This is a genomic window from Microbacterium sp. LWH12-1.2, assembly GCF_040675825.1.
Taxonomy (GTDB): Bacteria; Actinomycetota; Actinomycetes; order Actinomycetales; family Microbacteriaceae; genus Microbacterium.
This window is the reverse complement of record NZ_JBEGIJ010000001.1, coordinates 2,106,564-2,123,087: the sequence shown is the minus strand read 5'-3', so window position 1 is coordinate 2,123,087 and position 16,524 is coordinate 2,106,564. Positions and strand designations below refer to the sequence as shown.

The following is a 16,524-nucleotide window of genomic DNA, read 5'->3' as shown; positions in this document are numbered from 1 at the left end:
CTCCGGTTGGCTCCGGATCAATATAGCGGCGCCGCACGACGGGGTGAGAACGTCAGCCGCGGAAGAAGGCCTCTGCCACCCGGGTGAGATCGTGCAGGTCGGCGACGCCGGCGAGTTCGCGGGCGGAGTGCATCGACAGGATCGGGATGCCGACGTCCACTGTGCGCAATCCCAGACGGGTCGCCGTGATCGGGCCGATCGTCGAGCCGCACGGAACGGTGTTGTTCGAGACGAATTCCTGCGAGGCGATGCCGGCGCGCTCGCACCACGCCGACCAGGCGGCAGCGCCGACGGCATCCGTCGCGTAGCGCTGGTTGGCGTTGATCTTCAGGATCGGCCCAGAGCCCAGGACCGGCTGCACGACGGGGTCGTGCTTGGCGATGTAGTTCGGGTGCACCGAGTGTCCGACGTCGCTGGACAGGCACCAGGACGAGGCGTAGGCCTGACGGCGCTGGGAGGAGTCGGCGCCGAGGTGTGCGTACACGCGCTCCAGGACGTCCTCGAGGAAGGGACCGGCCGCGCCGGAGCGCGAGGCGGAACCGAGCTCCTCGTGGTCGAAGGCGGCGAGCACGGCGATCGGTCCGTCGGCGGCGGCCTCGAACGATGAGAGCGCCACGAGTCCGGCGTGCACCGAGGCGAGGTCGTCGAGGCGGCCCGCGGCGAAGAATGCGTCGTCCTTGCCGAACACGGCGCCGCGCGCCGAATCCGCCACGACCACGTCGTAGCCGCGGATATCGGCGGCATCGACGTCCGCGGAGGCGGCGAGCTCGGCGAGGAGATCGGCCGACGTCGGGTCGCCGAGTCCCCAGACCGGCTGGGTCTGGAACTGCTTGTCGAGTTCGAGTCCGCTGTTGGCACCGCGGTCGAGGTGGATCGCCAGTTGCGGCAGGCGCAGGAGTGCGCCGGTGTCCGCCAGCACGACGCGTCCGTCGGCGAGGGCGAGGCGTCCGGCAAGGCGAAGCTCGCGGTCGAGCCACGAGTTCAGCAGCGGGCCGCCGTAGATCTCGACCGCCGCCTGCAACCAGCCCTTCGAGCCGGTTGTCGGCTGCGGCTTGAGCTTGAACCCGGGGGAGTCGGTGTGTGCACCGAACACCTGCGTGGGTGTCGTCGCGGCAGCATCCGTCGGCACGACCCAGGCGATCGCCGCACCGTCGCGGACGACCACGAAGCGTCCGCCGGACTGCGCCGGCCACGGCTGGCTCTCGTCGAGGCGGGTGAATCCGGCATCCTCCAGGCGCCGGGCGACCTCGGACGCCGCGTGGTAGCTCGACGGGGATGCGGCGATGAAATCGGCGAGATCGTCGGCGTGAGCGAGGGCAACCGGGGTGACGGGCATGAAGGGCCTTCCTGAAAGGGGGTACTTCGATCGTAATCGGGCAGGGACGGGGAGGCCGCCGGGCGGTCACCGGCTCCTCGCGGTCACCTGCGCCGGATAGGGTGTGCGCGATGTCTCCCCTTGCATTCGCCCTGGTACTCGCCGCCGCCCTGGCTCACGCGTCCTGGAACATCATCGCTCACGGTGTCAGTCGTGCCGGCGTCCCGTTCCTCTGGTGGGGAGCGGTCGGGAGCACCGTGATCTGGGCCGGGGTCGTGCCGTTCACCGGTGGTCTCGGCACAGACGATCTCGCCGGCTTCGCCCTCGGTGTCGGCGTTTCAGCAGTGCTGCACGTCTGCTACATGGCCGTGCTGCAGCGCGGCTACCAGGCAGGAAACCTCTCCACGGTCTATGCCACGGCGCGTGGTACCGGGCCGTTCCTCTCGGTGATCATCGCCGTTCTGGTCCTGGGCGAACGGCCATCGCCGATCGCCTTGATCGGGGTCGCGGCCGTCATCATCGGCGTGGTCGCCGTCGGTCTCGTGGATCGGGGGCGGAGCGCCAGGGGCGGCCTTGACCGCGGGCTCGTCTTCGGTCTGCTCACCGGGGTGGCGATCGCGATCTACACGATCTGGGATGCGAACGCCGTTCGTACCTGGAACCTGTCGCCGGTCGCGTTCATGGTGGGCACCACGGTGCTTCAGGTTCCCTTCTATTCGATCGCCGTGCGCGGGCGGTGGAAGGCGGTCTGGGCGCTGGGGCGGACCGAATGGCGCCGCATCGTCGCCTTCGGGGTGCTGTCGCCGCTGTCGTACATCCTCGTGCTCACCGCGATCCAGATCGCGCCGGTCGCGCTCGTGGCGCCGCTGCGCGAGGTGAGCGTCGTGCTGGTCAGCCTTTTCGGCGCCTTCGTGTTGCGCGAATCGCGACCGGGATGGCGAGTGGCCGCTGCGGCCATCGTCGTGGTCGGGATCGTGTTGCTGGCGGTGTGAGAGCGCGCCGCAAGCAACTGTTGATCGTTGCGCTGGAACCACGCCTGCGCCGCGCAGGAACATCGGCGGGAAAAGGCTGTTGATCAGGATGATTTAGGGGCTGAAATGTCGGTGGCCCGGGGTTGAATGGAGGTATGAACAGCACCGCAGCGCTCCTGGATCAGGTCGTCGCCGACCTTGGTCCGGTGCTGCGGATGGATGCTCCAATGGGCCGTTCAGATGCCGAGAAGATGGACATTCTTCGTGCTGCGGGGGAGGTGCAACGTCTGCTGGATGCTCTGGTCGTCGAGACAGTCGCCTCCGTGGATGGGCGCCCGGAAGGACCGGGGGAGCCGTCGTTCGCGGGCCGGTTCGGATGCCGGAACACGAACGAACTCCTTCAGCGGGTCCTCCGGGTCGATGCGGCAGGAGCTGGCCGGGTGGTGAAGGCAGCGAAGGTTGTGTATCGCGAGACGGAGCTCACCACGGGTGCCCCGTTGCCGGCACGGTGGCCGGAGTTGCGGGGCGCGCTGCTGGACGGCGTGGTCGGTGTCTCGGGGTTGCTCGCTGCGACCGGACCGATCGAACAGGCCGGTCGTCGAGTCGGATGCGAGGACCGGGTGCGGGCGGATGCGCAGCTTGCGGCGTTCGCGCGAGGGTGTGCGATCGCCGACGCGGACGCGACGACCGCTGAGTCGATCGGGGAGTCCGGGCCGCCGGCCACACCGGATGATCTGCGGTTGTTCTCCCAGGTCATCGCCACGTATCTCGACCCGGACGGGGCAGAGCCCGCAGACGACCGTGCGATGCGTGCACGGTTCCTGAGCTTCGGGCGGGAGAAGGACGGCGGCATCCCGGTCCACGGGAACCTGCTCCCCGATGCTGCCGGACAGTTCCAGCGTCTTCTCGACGCCTACAACAACCCGAAGGTCGACGGCCCAGCCGCGCCCCACGCGAGCGGGGTGATGTTCCGCCCGAGCGATGAAGACTCCACCGACGATCTCCGCGATAGCGAGGACACGCCTGAGCGCGACCTGTGTCCGGCACCGTACGACTCCCGAACGCCCGGGCAGAAACGCCACGATGCGCTCGCGGCGATCCTGACCATCGCCGCCCGCCACGACGACGTCCCGACCCTCGGTGGTGCCGCCCCGACCTTGGTCGTGTCCGTCACGGCGGAGGATTTCGCGTCCGGGCGCGGGTGGGCGCACGTTGACGGCATCGACACTCCGGTGCCGGTATCCGTCGCCGCCCACACCGCGTGTGCCGGGAACGTGCAGCGGGTGCTGTTCGACGAGAACGGACGTATCCGGAGCATCAGCACAACCGACCGCATATTCAACGTCCACCAGCGCCGGGCCATTGCCCTCCGCGACAGGGAATGCCTCATCCCTGGCTGCCACGTCCGCGCGACCTGGTGCGAATACCATCATGTCCGCGACCACGCGTACGGCGGTCCGACCCACACCGATAACGGTGTCGCTCTGTGCTGGTGGCACCATCGCAGCCTCGACACCAGCGGGTGGGAGATCCGCATGAACAACGGACTCCCCGAAATCCGCGGCCCCGCCTGGTGGGACCCCGACCGGCACTGGCGCTACCCGCAGCACCTCCGATCGTTGCAACAGGCCGGGGCTCCATAGGGTGCGAGCCGTCGGTCGATTCCGGCATCCGCCGAGGTCCTCCGCTGGGCCCCCTGTGTAGCATCGCAGGCATGCAATCGTCGGGCTGGAACTTCCTCGCTGCTGTGCTGTTCCTGGGCGTCGGGATCTACATCCTGCTGACGGGGCAGACCGACTGGTGGTCGATCGTCACGATCGTCGTCGCCCTGTCCGGATCTTTGGTGTACTTCGTCAGGGGCATCGCTGAGCGCAGGCGGCTCAAGACTCCGTCGCGAGGTGATTCCGGACAGTCAGGCCCCTGATTCAGGAGGCCCATTCCTCCGTTACCGTTGTGCGATGGAGACCGCCTCGACAACCAGGACCGCGTGGGATGAACTGCCCGATGACGTGCATGAGCTCGTCGCCGAGCGTCTGGGCGGGCCGGTCACCCTTGCGGTGAGTCAGAGCAACGGCTTCTCGCCGGGCAGCGCCGACCGGGTGCGCAACGACGCCGGCGAGCGCGCATTCGTCAAGACCGCGCATCGCACACCGCACCACCCAGGCACCTACGACCTGCATCGTCGCGAGCTGGGCGTGATGAAGGCGATGCCCCGCGGCATCCGCGTGCCTGCCCTGCTCGGGTCGTTCGTCTCGGACGACTGGGCGGTACTGATTCTCGAGGACATCGACGGCAGGCATCCCGGAGCCGCGCTCGACGGTGCCGACGTCGTCGCCGTCCTCGATGCTCTGGGGACACTGCCCGAGTTGCGGGGAGCGGATGCCGCCGGCCTACCGCGCGCGACGGACGAGTTGGCCGTCGATGCGTCCGGTTGGGCCGAGATCCAGGAAGCGGACGCCGTCGGCGACTTGCCCGAGTGGGTCGTCGAGAACTTCGATCGCCTCCGTGACGTGGCCGATCAGATCGTCATCGCCGCTGAGGGCGACCACCTCCAGCACCTCGACTGCCGCGCGGACAACGTGCTCATCGACCGCGCGGGAACGGCCTGGATCATCGACTGGCCGTGGGCCGCCGTCGGTGCGCACTGGATCGACGGGCTCTGCTATCTCTTCGATGTACGCCTGCGAGGCGAAGAGGTGGACACCGAAGAACTTCTGCGGACTCATCCGCTGTTCACCGGCGTCTCTGCCGCGCACATCGACGCACTTCTCGCTGCCCTCACCGGCGGCTTCTTCGCCAAGGCACGACGTCCCGCGGTGCCGAGCATGCCGACACTGCGTGAGTTCCAGCGCAGCGAAGCGCTCGCCGGAATGGCCTGGCTCCAGGAGCGCTGGGGCTGACCCCGAGGTTCGGGGTCGTCGTCAGCGGAAGTCGACGAGCCCCGCGTGTGCGGCCGTGACGAGGATCTGCACCCGGTCGCGCACCTGCCACTTCGACATGATGCGGCCGAGGTGGGCCTTGACTGTGCCTTCGGACACGATGAGCGTCCGCGCGATCTCTGCGTTCGACATGCCCTGAGCCAGACGTTCGAGCACTTCGGACTCGCGCTCGGTGAGGGACTCGAGGTCGCGCGCTCCGCGGCCGGTGGGTTCGGTGTCGCGGACGTGCTTGATCAGCATCGACGCGATCCTCGGCGAGAGCGAGCTGGCGCCCTTGTAGACCTCGCGCACTCCGAGCACGATGTCGTCGGCGCTCGAGTCCTTGAGCAGATACCCGGAGGCGCCGGCGTTCAGCATCGGAAGAACCGTGTCGCTGCCGTCGAGCGTCGTCACCGCGAGGATGCGGACATCGGGCCAGCGCTCGGCGATCGCCGCCGTCGCCTCGATTCCGTTCATCTCGGGCATCTGGACGTCCATCATGACGACGTCCGGGCGGTCGCGCTCCACGGCGGCGATCGCTTCGACGCCGCTTTCGGCCTCACCGATGACCTCGATCTCCGGGTCGCGGGATACGAAGTGCGAGAGCGCTGAACGGACGAGGGGATCGTCATCGACGATGAGAACGCGGATAACCGGCATGGAGGAAGCCTAACGGCGGCAATAAGTCCGTCAATTTGTCGATGTAGACCTTTGGCCAGAAAAGACTGCCGGGTAGTCCGATGTGGTCGCCGCAGATCACCGAGAAGATGAAGTCAGTTCTCGACAAAAGACCAATAAGGGAGGTGAAAGACCATGACTTTTTGGCAGCAGCTTTGCTACATTCTGGGCATCATTCGCTAGATTACCTGGCGAGTAGGAGATAGTGAACCATGGCGTTCGCCACTTCAACCCGAGAAGACTCGGGCATTCTCCGGCTGAGCCGCGGAGAGGCGTTGAGCGTTCTCGAGCGCATCTTCGTCCTGGTGGTCATCGTCGTCGTCGTCGCTGTCGATCTGCTCGGCGTGTTCTTCTCGCCCGGCGTGAACGTCATCGCGTCCGTGCTCAGCATCGCGACCACGTCCGTGCTGATCCTCTATCTTTGGTCGCCCCTCCTCGCCACCTGCGCGTTGGGGCTCATGCTGGCTCTCTCATTCGTCACGGGCAACGAGATCCAGACACTCTTGGCTGTCGCCGTCGCAGCAGCGCTGGTCATGCGGCTCGGGTGGAATTCGCTGATCCTCTCCTACATCGGTGGCTTCCTCGTCGCAGCGGCGATCATCGCCTACGGCGATCTGAGCGGTCCGGTGAACGTCGGGATCTATCTCATCGTCGCCACCGTGGCCGGAGCGATCGGCTTCGCCCTTCGGATGGCCTTCGCCCGCGGTCGCCGCCTCGAGCAGCAGCTCGTGGAACAGGAACTGCAGGAGCGCGAGGCCGTGCTCGCCGAGCGCCGATGGATCGCCGGCGAACTGCACGACAGCATCGCGCACCACCTCACCGTCGTGGCCATGCACGTCCAGATGCTGGACGACGCACAGGTGACTCGGCAATCCCAAGAGGCGATCCGCGTCGCCGCCAGGAAGGCGATGGCCGATCTGCGGTTCGTGATCGAACTCGCCGATGACGGACCACGCGCGTCCGCACTGCAGACCGGGGATCTCGCTGTAGCCGTCGACGAAGCCAGAAGCGAGTTCGAATCCGCGGGACACCCGGTGGTCAGCGAGGGAGACCCCCGAGACGAGCGGATTCCTCGCGCCGCAGAGATCGTCTTCGCACGGATCATGCGCGAATCGGCCACGAACATCCTGAAGCACGCGGGCCCCGGTGAAGTCGCGATCGGATTGCAGGTCGACGACGAGGCGGCGACGCTGACCATCAGCAGTCCGCTTCCGGCAACGCCCCGGCGAGACCTTCCCTCCAGCGGCACCGGCCTGAACCGGATGGCGGAGCGCGTGCTCGGGGCGAGTGGCACGTTCAGCGCGGGCGCGGTCGACGGTCAGTGGCGCGTGTCGGCCCGGCTGCTGATCGCCTGAGCGGCCGGTCGACGGCGTCTCCGCGCCGTTGGATCCTGGACGAACGTCTATACGACTTTCGACCTTTGGCGCTTCTGGGTGACGTCTCCTATTACTACCGTGGGGAATGCCCCAATTGAGGCGCCCCCAGCGCCTTGGCGAGAAGCGTCCCCAGCGCTTCTGCGATCGCGAGCGCGATCTTCGGCTTCTGACTTCCTATCGCGCTCGCGGTCGCACTCTCTGTCCGGATCCCGGACTCAGCCGCCGACTGCCCGCATGTAGTGGCCGTCGGTGGAGATTCCTGATGCTGCCACCGTGAATCGCACGAAGTCGCTGAGGTAGCGATCCTCCGACGCCTCGAAGATGAGGCCGTCCGCGTCACGGGAGATGCGGCTGAGTCGCAGGATCGGGGTACCCAGCGGCACGCGCAGTAGCGCGGCATCCTGCTCATCCGCGGCCACCGCGTCGATCTCGTGCTGCAGTCCGACGATCGGATGCCCCTGCGCGGCGAGGTACTCGGTGATGGACACCGTGTCGAGGTCCACGTCGAACAGTCGACGCCCCACGGCCTCGGTGTAGAAGAGTCGCTCGAGCATCGTCGGGCGACCGTCGAGCAGCCGCAGTCTCACGACGCTCACGATCGTGTCGTCGGGGGAGACCCCCAGAGCCGCGGCGCGTGTACCGGCCCGGCGAAGGCTCAGTTCCTGGGTCTGGGCGCCCGGTGTCACACCCAGCTGCCGTGCCCAGCGCGTGAACGGCACCGAGACATCCACCGCTTGGTTCGCCTTTCGAGCGACCACCCGCGCGGGCCGTCCGCGGCTCGTCTCGATGAGTCCGTCCGTCCGCAACGCGGCCAACGCGTTCCGGATCGGGCCACGCGACGTGCGCCAGCGTTCTGCAAGCTCCGCCTCGGTCGGAACGTCGTCGCCGGGGCGCAAGGTGCCCGCCGCGATCTGCGCTCGGAGGTCGTCGGCGATCTGGGTGTACACAGCTTCGGCCACATAGGAATACTACTTGGCTTCTTGGGAATGGCTGCCCTGTTCTGTCGATGTTCACCCGGGCAAAATCCGGGTAAACAGCCGTTGAACAGTTCCAAGTTAGGTATATTTCTCGATCGCCGTCCTGTCAGAGTTGCTCGTGGATCACCCCACCCACCCTGAAAGGTCCTCATGAAGCTCCGCGCTCTCCCCGCCCTCGCCGGCGTCGCGATCCTCGCACTCGGCCTCGCCGCCTGTTCCGGTTCGGCCGAGGCCACCGGTACACCGGGCGCCGATGAGTCCTCCGCCGCCGGCGGCTTCGCCGTCGACGAGAGCACCCTCGTCTTCGGAGTCGTGCCCGACTCCGTCGACACCGAGACCAACTACCAGCCGCTGATGGACTACATCGCCGAGCTCACGGGCAAGACCGTCGAGTACCACGAGTCCACCGACTACGCCGCTCTCATCGAGGCGGCCGTCGCCGGCAAGGTCGACGTCGCTTCCTTCTCCGGCTTCACCTACGTCACCGCGACCAACAACGGCGCGAAGCTCACCCCGATCTCCTCGATCGTCACCGAAGAGGGCCAGGAGCCCGGCTACTTCTCGCAGGCGATCGTCCCCAAGGGCAGCGACATCTCCAGCATCGCGGACTTCAAGGGCAAGAAGGTCTGCTTCGTCGACCCGTCCTCGACGTCGGGATACCTCTTCCCGTCTTACAACCTCCTCAAGGCCGGCATCGACCCGAAGACCGACATCACCCCGGTGTTCGCCGGAAAGCACGACGTGAGCGTGCAGAAGACGGGCGAGGGCGTCGAGTGCGAGGTCGGCTTCGCTGAGGACTCCGAGGTCGAGAAGTCGGATGCCGTGAAGGTCATCGACGAGACCATGGTCCCCGGTGCGCCGCTGGTGTACTCGTCCACGCTTCCGGACGACGTCTCCTCGAAGCTCGTCGACGGTCTCGCCGAGGTCACGATCCACGACATCATCGCCGCCGGCATCGACAGCGCAGACAGCGACTCGTTCCGCAGCGTCTTCTACGCCACCAAGCCGGTCGATGACAAGTACTACGACCTCATCCGCGACATCTGCAAGGAGACCGAAGCGGAGCAGTGCCAGGGCTGATCCACCTGGATCGCCCCTGAACAGCTGAGACCCTGGAGACCTGACCATGAGCGCGAACACCATGACCGCGGCATCCGATGCCCTCATCCGTCTGACCGGCGTGACGAAGACCTTCGGGTCGACCACGGCGTTGAAGGATGCTTCGCTCGAGGTCGCCCGCGGCGAGATCGTGGTGCTGCTGGGTCTCTCCGGTTCCGGCAAGTCGACGCTGCTGCGCCACCTCGACGGGCTGGAGGTTCCCACCTCCGGCTCCGTCGAGGTGCTGGGCTCGCAGGTTCCCGCTCTCCGGGGCAAGAACCTGCGGCGCCTGCGCAGCCGCGTCGGCTTCATCTTCCAGCAGTTCGAGCTGGTTCCCTCCCTGACCGTGCTGGAGAACGTGCTCACCGGCTCGCTCTCCGGCGTGCGCGGACCGCGTCTCGGTCTCTGGGGCTACTCGAAGGCGGCGAAGATCCGTGCTCTCGAGCACCTCGACCGCGTCGGTCTGCTCGACCGCGCGTATCAGCGCAGCGACACCCTGTCCGGCGGGCAGCAGCAACGCGTCGCCATCGCACGCGCCCTGATGCAGCAACCGGAGATCCTTCTCGCCGACGAGCCGGTCGCATCGCTCGATCCCGAGTCCAGCGACCAGGTGATGGCCCTGATCCGCGAGATCGCCGCCGACGAGGGCCTCACCGTCGTCTGCAGCCTGCATCAGGTCGATCTCGCGATCACCTGGGCCGACCGGATCGTCGGCCTCCGCCATGGCGAGGTCGTCCTGGACACACCCACGACCGACCTCACCAAGTCCGAGGTCATGGAGATCTACGGCCGGGTGGCCACGACGACCGCTGAGCTCAGGGCGGTCTCGATCGAATTGGCGAATGCCGGCGACGCTTCCTCGGACTCGGAGGAGGCCGCGGCTTCCAGAGTCAAGGTGCAGGAGCGGGTCTCGTGACTCTCCTCGCCGAGCGGTCGGGCACGGCGTCGTCCGACGTCGCGGATCGCGCCCCGAAACGCCCGATCTCCCCGGAGCGGATCGCCGCCTCCCTCACGCTCCTGACGCTCGTCGTCGTCGGTGTGCTCGCCGTGAACGAGGTCGGCATCTCCATTCCGGCGATGATCAAGAGCTGGGGCAACGCCGAGAACTTCATGGGCCGCGTCGGCGGACTCTCCTTCCCGGAGCCCGGCGACCTCGTCTGGTTGATCGCGCTCACGGTCGGCCTCGTGCTGGTCGGCACGCTGCTGGCCGCCGTGCTGTCCGTGCCGATCGCCTACCTCGCCGCGTCGAACACGACGCCGGGGAACGGCTGGCGTGCGGTGGCCCGTTTCGTCGGCGTGTTCACGCGCGCGCTGCCCGATGTCGTCCTGGCGATGGCTTTCGTGCTGATGTTCTCGTTGGGGACGCTTCCCGGCATCCTCGCCATCGGCATCCACTCGATCGGCATGATCTCGAAGATGTTCGCCGATGCGATCGAGCAGATCGACGAAGGGCCTCGTCTGGCGATCCGGGCTGCCGGCGGCACGAAGATGCAGGAGTTCGCCTCCGGCATCCTGCCTCAGGTGCTGCCCAGCTGGGTCGCGACCGTGTTGCACCGCAACGACATCAACCTCCGCGGCAGTGTCGTGCTCGGCTACGTCGGCGTCGCCGGTCTGGGCCTGGAGATGTCCTACGCCTTCAAGTCGCTGAACTACGGCAAGGGCCTCGGCATCGCCCTGGTCATCTTCCTCCTCTGCATCGCAATGGAGATCGTCTCCAGCCTGGTCCGCGGCGCAATGCTCGGGCAGCAGAGGCACACGCGCTCCTGGATCGACCGGATCATCCACCCGCGCCTGCAGGAAGCGGAAGCAGGCACGTCGTCGTCGTCCCGCGCGGCGTGGGCGACGAGCCCGACCACGGCCGTTCGCCGCCCGTGGACGGCGGAGCGCGTGCGAAACACGATCGGCGGCGCCGTCGCCGTGCTCGTCGTGATCGGAAGCGTCATCGTCAGCCAGATCAACTGGCTCGACTTCTTCACCTTCTGGGGCAAGCTTCCCGAGGTCGCCGCCAAGTTCTGGCCGCCGTCGTTCGGCAGCTACGAAGCCTCGGCGATGTTCGAGGCGATGCGCGAGACGGTGTCGATCGCGCTGGCTGCGACCGTGCTGACCCTCATTCCTTCGATCGTTCTCGGGTCCCTCGCAGCCACGAACGTCGCCCCCGGTTCGGGTGTGCGTGCAACGGCCAGATTCCTCCTGGTGGGTATCCGTGGCATCCCCGAACTGATCCTCGCCATCGTCCTCGTGGTGATCACCGGACTCGGGGCCCAGGCCGGTGTCATCGCCTTGGCCATCGGCGGCATCGGACTGCTCGGCAAACTCATCGCCGACTCCTTCGAAGAGGTCGACCGCGGCCCGGAGCGTGCGCTGCGCGCCGTGGGTGCCAGTCGTCTGCAGACCTACGCCTCGGCCACCGTGCCGCAGGGGATGCAGGCGCTGATCGGACACATCTTCTACATGCTCGACACCAACATCCGCGCGGCGACGATCCTCGGCATCGTCGGCGGCGGCGGGGTCGGCTACTACCTGCTCAATGCCAGCCAGGGGTCGCGCTACGAGACCGTGACGGCCATCGTCCTGATGATCCTCGTCACCGTTCTCGTCGTCGAAGGCCTCGCGATGTGGATGCGGAAGGTGTTCCGATGAACGCGCCGATGAATGCAACCCAGAACCACGCCGATGTCGTGGTCGTCGGATCCGGCATCGTCGGACTCGGCGCGGCCTACGCCGCCGTGCGCCGGGGACTCCGTGTCATCGTCGTCGACCGCACCGATGCCCCGGTCGGTGCGACGATCCGTAACTTCGGCCACCTCTGCATCGGAGCGCAGTCCGGCGAAGCACGCCGCTATGCGGACACCTCGCGCGAGCTGTGGCTGCGTCTCTCCCACGACGCCGGCTTCTGGCTGCGCGAGTCCGGCACGCTGGTCGCTGCCAGGCACGACGACGAGATCGCCGTACTCGAGGCGGCGACGCGCAGCGGCGGGATGCGGATGCTGGCGGCAGACGAGCTGCTCCGTCTCGCCCCGCTTCGCGCCGAAGGGCTCGTCGGCGGTGCCCACATCGAGACCGACCTGCAGACCGATCCACGTTCCGCCGCAGGCGCCATCGTCCGTCACCTGATGAGTCTGGGCGTGGAGTTCCGATTCCGCACGGCGGTCACCGCGGTGACCACGGAGATCGTCGAGACCAGTCGCGGCTCGATCACGGCCGGCAGCATCGTCGTGGCCGTGAACCACGACGTCGATCAGCTGCTTCCTGAGATCGCTGAACGACGTGGCGTCGTCCGCTGCTCGCTCGACATGATGCGCGTCGCCGTCTCCTTGCCGCGTCCGCTCGGGGCGCCGTTGCTCACCGGGTGGTCGCTGCTGCGTTACGGACGCTTCACCGGCGGACCCGAGGCGACCGCCCTGCGCGAGCGACTGCACTCTGAGAGACCGGACCTCGCGGCGCTCGACCTCAACCAGATGTACACCCAGCTGCCGGACGGCACACTCATCGTCGGCGACTCGCACGTGACCGCGGTTGCGCCCTCACCGTTCCAGCCGGAGGCGGCCTTCGCGGCGTTCCTCACCGAGGCGGAGGAACTGTTCGAGATGCCTGCGCCTCGTGTGCTGGAGCGCTGGCAGGGGGTCTACGCGAAGGGGCCGGGGGAATTCGTCATCGAATCCGACGTACCCGGCGTGCTGGTCCTTGCCGCAACGAGCGGTATCGGCATGACGACGGGTCTGGGGCTCGCTGAAGAGAATCTCACCGCCACCTTCGGGTGGACACCCGCAATGGAAGGAACATCATGACCACTCCGCTCGAATTCGCCCCCATCGAACTCGTCGTGCTCGACATGGCCGGCACGACGGTGCTCGACGATGGGGTGGTCGAGCAGGCGTTCCAGCGCGCTGCAGAGCAGACCGGCGTCGCTGACCGGATGCCGTGGCATGACGCCCTCGAGTACGTCAGGGCGACCATGGGCCAGTCGAAGATCGACGTGTTCACGCACCTCGCCGCAGGTGATGTCGCCGCGGCCGAGCGCGCCACCGCCGCGTTCGAGGGGGCCTACGCGGACATCGTCTCCGAGCAGGGCGTCTCCGAGATCCCCGGCGCGGCCGATGCCATCCAGGGTCTGCGCGACTCGGGTCTGACCGTGGTGCTCACCACCGGCTTCGCGCCGGTGACGCGCGACACGTTGATCGACGGTCTCGGCTGGCGCGACCTCGTGGACTTCGCACTCTCGCCGGCGGATGCCGGTCGCGGCCGTCCCGCGCCAGACATGGTTCTGACGGCGATCATCCGCACGCAGACGTCGCACGTCGCCGCGGTCGCCGTCGCCGGTGACACGATCAGCGACGTCGAATCCGGCCGCCGGGCCGGTGCGGGATTCGTCGCCGGTGTTCTCAGCGGTGCGCACGATCACGCAACGCTCACCGCGGCGAGTGCCGACATCGTGCTCCCCGATGTCACCGGACTCCGTGGCGCGCTCGCCGAGCGCGGACTGCTTCGCCTGAGCGCAACGCACTGAGAGTCGAGCGTCTGACATGGGCTCGGCTCTGATTCGGCCTTCCGTCCCGCGTACCGACGTCGCGCTGCGCCCGTCCGCAACGGCGATGGTGTGGATCGGGGAGGGGCATCCGCACGAGACGATCGCGGTTCCCGGCGTGGCACTCGCCGACGGCGACGTGCTCGTCGCGGTGGAGATGTCGACGATCTGCGGCTCCGATGTGCACACGGTGCGCGGACGGCGGACAGCGCCCACGCCGCTGGTGCTCGGCCACGAGAGCGTCGGCCGGGTGATCGCCACCGGTCACGCCGGAGCGGCCGCCGTCGACGGCACGCCGCTGCGCATCGGCGATCGCGTGGTGTGGTCGGTCACCGTGTCCTGCGCGAGTTGCGATCGCTGCCTGCGCGGGATGCCGCAGAAGTGCCGCACGCTCGGCAAGTACGGGCACGAGCGCATCGGCGCGCACGGCGACCTCACCGGCGCATTCGGCAGTCACGTGCAGCTGCGAGAGGGCACGGCGATCGTGCGCGTTCCGGAGTCGCTGCCGGCAGCCGTGCTGGCGCCGGCGTCGTGCGCGACGGCGACGGCGTGGGCGGCCGTGGCCCGCGCCGGCCGCGATCGCGATCTCGAGGGCGCCGCAGTACGGATCCACGGGGCCGGCCTCGTCGGGCTGTCCGCTGCGGCGATAGCGACCGAGCAGGGGGCATCCGTCGAGGTACTCGACCCGAACGCGTCCCGCAGCCAGCTGGCCACCCGATTCGGCGCGGGGGCGCTCGGCCGCGATCCCGACGTGGTGATCGAAGCATCCGGTCATGCCGTCGCCGAGGCGCTCGCCGGCGTCGACACCGGCGGCACGGTGGTGCTCGTCGGCAGTGTGTTCCCGACAGAACCCGTCGCGCTGGATGCCGAGAGCATCGTGCGACGGTTGATCACCGTGACCGGCGTGCACAACTACACCGGCGCCGAGCTCGCGGAAGCCGTCGCGTTCCTCGCCGGCCGAGGTCGCGCTTACCCGTTCGCCGACGTCGTGGGCGACGTCCGGCCGTTGACCGCCATCGACGACGCGTTGCGCGCGGCATCCGCCCCCGATGCTCCGCTGCGGATCGGCCTCATTCCCGGGCGCTGACGGGCGTCGCCGGATCGTGCCCGCGTCGAGGGCCGGCCGGGTGGAGAGTCTCGATGTGGAAGGCGAGCAGATGCGTCGCCGCGGCCACGCAGGCATCGAGCACGCTCCGCGGATCTCCGGGCAGAGCGAGCCGGCGATGTCCGACGGCGGTGGGCGTCGCCCAGCCGAGATAGACGGTTCCGGCCGGATGCCCGCCTTCCGGGCCAGGACCGCCGACACCGGTCGTCGATACGCAGATGTCGGCGTCGAAGAGCAGCCGCGCACCGGAGGCGAGTTGCTCCGCGCACGCCGCCGAGCACGGATCGGTACCGGGGGCGAGACCGAGAACCCGTTCCTTCACATCGGTGAGGTAGGTGACGATCCCGCCGGCGAACCAGGTGGAGGCATCCGCACCCTGGCCCACGGTGTTCGCCAGCTGCCCTGAGGTGAGAGACTCCGCTACGCAGACGCGCAGCCGGCGGCTGGCCGCGAGTTCGCTCAGGCGATCGATGTGATCCACGCTCGAAGCCTCGGTCACTGCGAGATGCTCTCGACCGTCTCGCCGGTCTGCTCGGCCGAGAGCGACCGGGCGATGTCGGCCTGGCTCACGATTCCGACGAGCAGATGGTCTTCGATCACGGGTACCCGGCGGATCTGGTGCTTCTGCATCAGCTCGAGTGCGACGTCGATGTTGTCGTCGATGTCGACCGTCACCGGCTTTCCCTGAGCGAGCGCACTGGCCGGAGTGGTCTCGGTGTCGAGACCGACGGCGACGGCGCGCACGATGATGTCGCGGTCGGTCAGCATTCCCTTCAGCTTGCTGTCCTCTCCGCAGATAGGCAGGGACCCCACGTCGAGGTCGGACATGATGTTCGCGGCGATGCGCAGCGAGTCGTTCTCGCCGATGCAGCGGGGGCTCGGAGTCATGATGTCGCGTGCGGTGGTCATTGCGCTCTCCCTCTCGTGCCATTCGATGTTCTTTCCTTCTGCGATCGACGCTAAGGGCAATAGCGCGACTCGTGAGGGGCATTGACAAGGCGGCGTGCGTGCGTCAACCCCGCCAACGCGGTTCAGTGGTCGGGTGCGCGTCGTCCCGGTAGTCGGGACGCGGTGGCTGCAGCCGCTGATCCGAGTATTCGCCGCCCAGGCGCCCGCCGTAGGGTCGGCCGTGATCGGCGTATTCCTCACGCGCGAAGACGAAGGTCCACGGCCCCGCGGTGAAGCGCGCGCCGGTGCGGAGGGTCTGAGTGCGCTCGCCCGCGTGGGTCGCGGCTGCATCCGGTTGGGCATTCATCTCGCCTTCGCCGTGCAGTGTAAGAACGTACTCGTCGCGCTCGTCGTGCTGGATCGTCGCATGCACCGGATCGGTGTCGCTGAGCTGCAGTTCATTGCCGCCGGCAGAGCCGATCCGGACGACATCGACATCGAGCGGATGCTCCGTCCGCTCGTCGTCCCGGGTGATCAGCAGGTGCGGGTTGCCCGCACCCCATTCGGCGTGGGTCGTGGTGGGGGTGTTTCCGTCGAGCGTTTCGCTCTCATCGGTGCGGTTCTCGTCCATGGGGCGCCTCCTCAGCGGGTCTGCTTGACGACGCTAGACGCG

The 16,524-nt window shown here is 67.8% G+C and carries 17 protein-coding genes; 11 read left to right on the top strand and 6 right to left on the bottom strand.

The window, feature by feature from the left end; all coding sequences use genetic code 11:
- Positions 1-52: 52 nt before the first annotated feature.
- Positions 53-1,336 (bottom strand): M18 family aminopeptidase, encoded by a 1,284-nt coding sequence (locus tag MRBLWH12_RS10320; RefSeq protein WP_363548672.1) that lies wholly within the window; start codon positions 1,334-1,336, stop codon positions 53-55.
- A gap of 110 nt (positions 1,337-1,446) precedes the next feature.
- Here MRBLWH12_RS10320 and MRBLWH12_RS10315 point away from each other — a divergent pair, with 110 nt between their 5' ends.
- From MRBLWH12_RS10315 to MRBLWH12_RS10300, 4 genes are all read left to right on the top strand, one after another.
- Complete coding sequence (locus tag MRBLWH12_RS10315; RefSeq protein ID WP_363548670.1) at positions 1,447-2,307, top strand: EamA family transporter; 861 nt, start codon at positions 1,447-1,449, stop codon at positions 2,305-2,307.
- Between the two features lie 134 nt (positions 2,308-2,441).
- Positions 2,442-3,929, top strand: a complete 1,488-nt coding sequence (locus tag MRBLWH12_RS10310; protein WP_363548668.1) for an HNH endonuclease signature motif containing protein — start codon at positions 2,442-2,444, stop codon at positions 3,927-3,929.
- Between the two features lie 71 nt (positions 3,930-4,000).
- Entirely contained in the window at positions 4,001-4,210 is a 210-nt protein-coding gene (locus MRBLWH12_RS10305) for a hypothetical protein (protein ID WP_363548666.1), read from the top strand.
- Positions 4,211-4,244: 34 nt separating this feature from the next.
- The gene (locus tag MRBLWH12_RS10300; RefSeq protein WP_363548664.1) at positions 4,245-5,186 is read left to right on the top strand and encodes a hypothetical protein; all 942 of its coding nucleotides are present in this window, start codon (positions 4,245-4,247) and stop codon (positions 5,184-5,186) included.
- 21 nt (positions 5,187-5,207) lie between these two features.
- Here MRBLWH12_RS10300 and MRBLWH12_RS10295 read toward each other — a convergent pair whose 3' ends face one another.
- Positions 5,208-5,864 carry a response regulator transcription factor gene (locus MRBLWH12_RS10295; RefSeq protein WP_363548662.1) on the bottom strand — a complete coding sequence of 219 codons (657 nt, stop codon included), beginning with the start codon at positions 5,862-5,864 and terminating at the stop codon, positions 5,208-5,210.
- 293 nt (positions 5,865-6,157) lie between these two features.
- On the opposite strand from MRBLWH12_RS10295, the gene MRBLWH12_RS10290 reads away from it, so the two are divergent.
- On the top strand, positions 6,158-7,237 hold the full coding sequence (locus MRBLWH12_RS10290; protein WP_363548660.1) for a sensor histidine kinase: 1,080 nt from the start codon (positions 6,158-6,160) through the stop codon (positions 7,235-7,237).
- A 236-nt stretch (positions 7,238-7,473) separates the two neighbouring features.
- On the opposite strand, the gene MRBLWH12_RS10285 is transcribed toward MRBLWH12_RS10290, so the two are convergent.
- Entirely contained in the window at positions 7,474-8,217 is a 744-nt protein-coding gene (locus tag MRBLWH12_RS10285; RefSeq protein ID WP_363548658.1) for a GntR family transcriptional regulator, read from the bottom strand.
- 168 nt (positions 8,218-8,385) lie between these two features.
- On the opposite strand from MRBLWH12_RS10285, the gene phnD reads away from it, so the two are divergent.
- From phnD to MRBLWH12_RS10255, 6 genes are all read left to right on the top strand, one after another.
- Positions 8,386-9,315, top strand: coding sequence for a phosphate/phosphite/phosphonate ABC transporter substrate-binding protein (phnD, locus tag MRBLWH12_RS10280; protein ID WP_363548656.1), 930 nt, complete (start codon positions 8,386-8,388; stop codon positions 9,313-9,315).
- A 61-nt stretch (positions 9,316-9,376) separates the two neighbouring features.
- Positions 9,377-10,249: a phosphonate ABC transporter ATP-binding protein gene (phnC, locus tag MRBLWH12_RS10275; RefSeq protein WP_363551349.1), complete on the top strand. Its 873-nt coding sequence runs from the start codon at positions 9,377-9,379 to the stop codon at positions 10,247-10,249.
- Positions 10,246-11,973 carry a phosphonate ABC transporter, permease protein PhnE gene (gene phnE, locus MRBLWH12_RS10270; RefSeq protein ID WP_363548654.1) on the top strand — a complete coding sequence of 576 codons (1,728 nt, stop codon included), beginning with the start codon at positions 10,246-10,248 and terminating at the stop codon, positions 11,971-11,973. Before phnC ends, phnE begins: the two co-directional genes overlap by 4 nt.
- On the top strand, positions 11,970-13,121 hold the full coding sequence (locus MRBLWH12_RS10265; protein WP_363548652.1) for a TIGR03364 family FAD-dependent oxidoreductase: 1,152 nt from the start codon (positions 11,970-11,972) through the stop codon (positions 13,119-13,121). Before phnE ends, MRBLWH12_RS10265 begins: the two co-directional genes overlap by 4 nt.
- Positions 13,118-13,840 carry an HAD family hydrolase gene (locus MRBLWH12_RS10260; RefSeq protein ID WP_363548650.1) on the top strand — a complete coding sequence of 241 codons (723 nt, stop codon included), beginning with the start codon at positions 13,118-13,120 and terminating at the stop codon, positions 13,838-13,840. The genes MRBLWH12_RS10265 and MRBLWH12_RS10260 overlap by 4 nt, the downstream gene beginning before the upstream one ends.
- 16 nt (positions 13,841-13,856) lie before the next feature.
- A complete protein-coding gene (locus MRBLWH12_RS10255) occupies positions 13,857-14,945 on the top strand; it encodes an alcohol dehydrogenase catalytic domain-containing protein (RefSeq protein WP_363548648.1) in 1,089 nt (362 codons plus the stop codon).
- On the opposite strand, the gene MRBLWH12_RS10250 is transcribed toward MRBLWH12_RS10255, so the two are convergent.
- From MRBLWH12_RS10250 to MRBLWH12_RS10240, 3 genes are all read right to left on the bottom strand, one after another.
- Entirely contained in the window at positions 14,929-15,444 is a 516-nt protein-coding gene (locus MRBLWH12_RS10250) for a CinA family protein (protein ID WP_363548646.1), read from the bottom strand. The two genes, MRBLWH12_RS10255 and MRBLWH12_RS10250, sit on opposite strands and share 17 nt — an antisense overlap.
- Positions 15,445-15,458: 14 nt before the next feature.
- Positions 15,459-15,872, bottom strand: a complete 414-nt coding sequence (locus MRBLWH12_RS10245; protein ID WP_363548644.1) for a CBS domain-containing protein — start codon at positions 15,870-15,872, stop codon at positions 15,459-15,461.
- 103 nt (positions 15,873-15,975) lie between these two features.
- Entirely contained in the window at positions 15,976-16,482 is a 507-nt protein-coding gene (locus tag MRBLWH12_RS10240) for an FHA domain-containing protein (protein ID WP_363548642.1), read from the bottom strand.
- Positions 16,483-16,524: the final 42 nt, after the last annotated feature.

Bases quoted from the DNA above. Each gene is read 5' to 3' on its own strand.
- MRBLWH12_RS10320 (WP_363548672.1), bottom strand. From the start codon at position 1,336: ATGCCCGTCACCCCGGTTGCCCTCGCTCACGCCGACGATCTCGCCGAT.
- MRBLWH12_RS10315 (WP_363548670.1), top strand. From the start codon at position 1,447: ATGTCTCCCCTTGCATTCGCCCTGGTACTCGCCGCCGCCCTGGCTCAC.
- MRBLWH12_RS10310 (WP_363548668.1), top strand. From the start codon at position 2,442: ATGAACAGCACCGCAGCGCTCCTGGATCAGGTCGTCGCCGACCTTGGT.
- MRBLWH12_RS10305 (WP_363548666.1), top strand. From the start codon at position 4,001: ATGCAATCGTCGGGCTGGAACTTCCTCGCTGCTGTGCTGTTCCTGGGC.
- MRBLWH12_RS10300 (WP_363548664.1), top strand. From the start codon at position 4,245: ATGGAGACCGCCTCGACAACCAGGACCGCGTGGGATGAACTGCCCGAT.
- MRBLWH12_RS10295 (WP_363548662.1), bottom strand. From the start codon at position 5,864: ATGCCGGTTATCCGCGTTCTCATCGTCGATGACGATCCCCTCGTCCGT.
- phnD (WP_363548656.1), top strand. From the start codon at position 8,386: ATGAAGCTCCGCGCTCTCCCCGCCCTCGCCGGCGTCGCGATCCTCGCA.
- phnC (WP_363551349.1), top strand. From the start codon at position 9,377: ATGACCGCGGCATCCGATGCCCTCATCCGTCTGACCGGCGTGACGAAG.
- MRBLWH12_RS10265 (WP_363548652.1), top strand. From the start codon at position 11,970: ATGAACGCGCCGATGAATGCAACCCAGAACCACGCCGATGTCGTGGTC.
- MRBLWH12_RS10260 (WP_363548650.1), top strand. From the start codon at position 13,118: ATGACCACTCCGCTCGAATTCGCCCCCATCGAACTCGTCGTGCTCGAC.
- MRBLWH12_RS10255 (WP_363548648.1), top strand. From the start codon at position 13,857: ATGGGCTCGGCTCTGATTCGGCCTTCCGTCCCGCGTACCGACGTCGCG.
- MRBLWH12_RS10245 (WP_363548644.1), bottom strand. From the start codon at position 15,872: ATGACCACCGCACGCGACATCATGACTCCGAGCCCCCGCTGCATCGGC.
- MRBLWH12_RS10240 (WP_363548642.1), bottom strand. From the start codon at position 16,482: ATGGACGAGAACCGCACCGATGAGAGCGAAACGCTCGACGGAAACACC.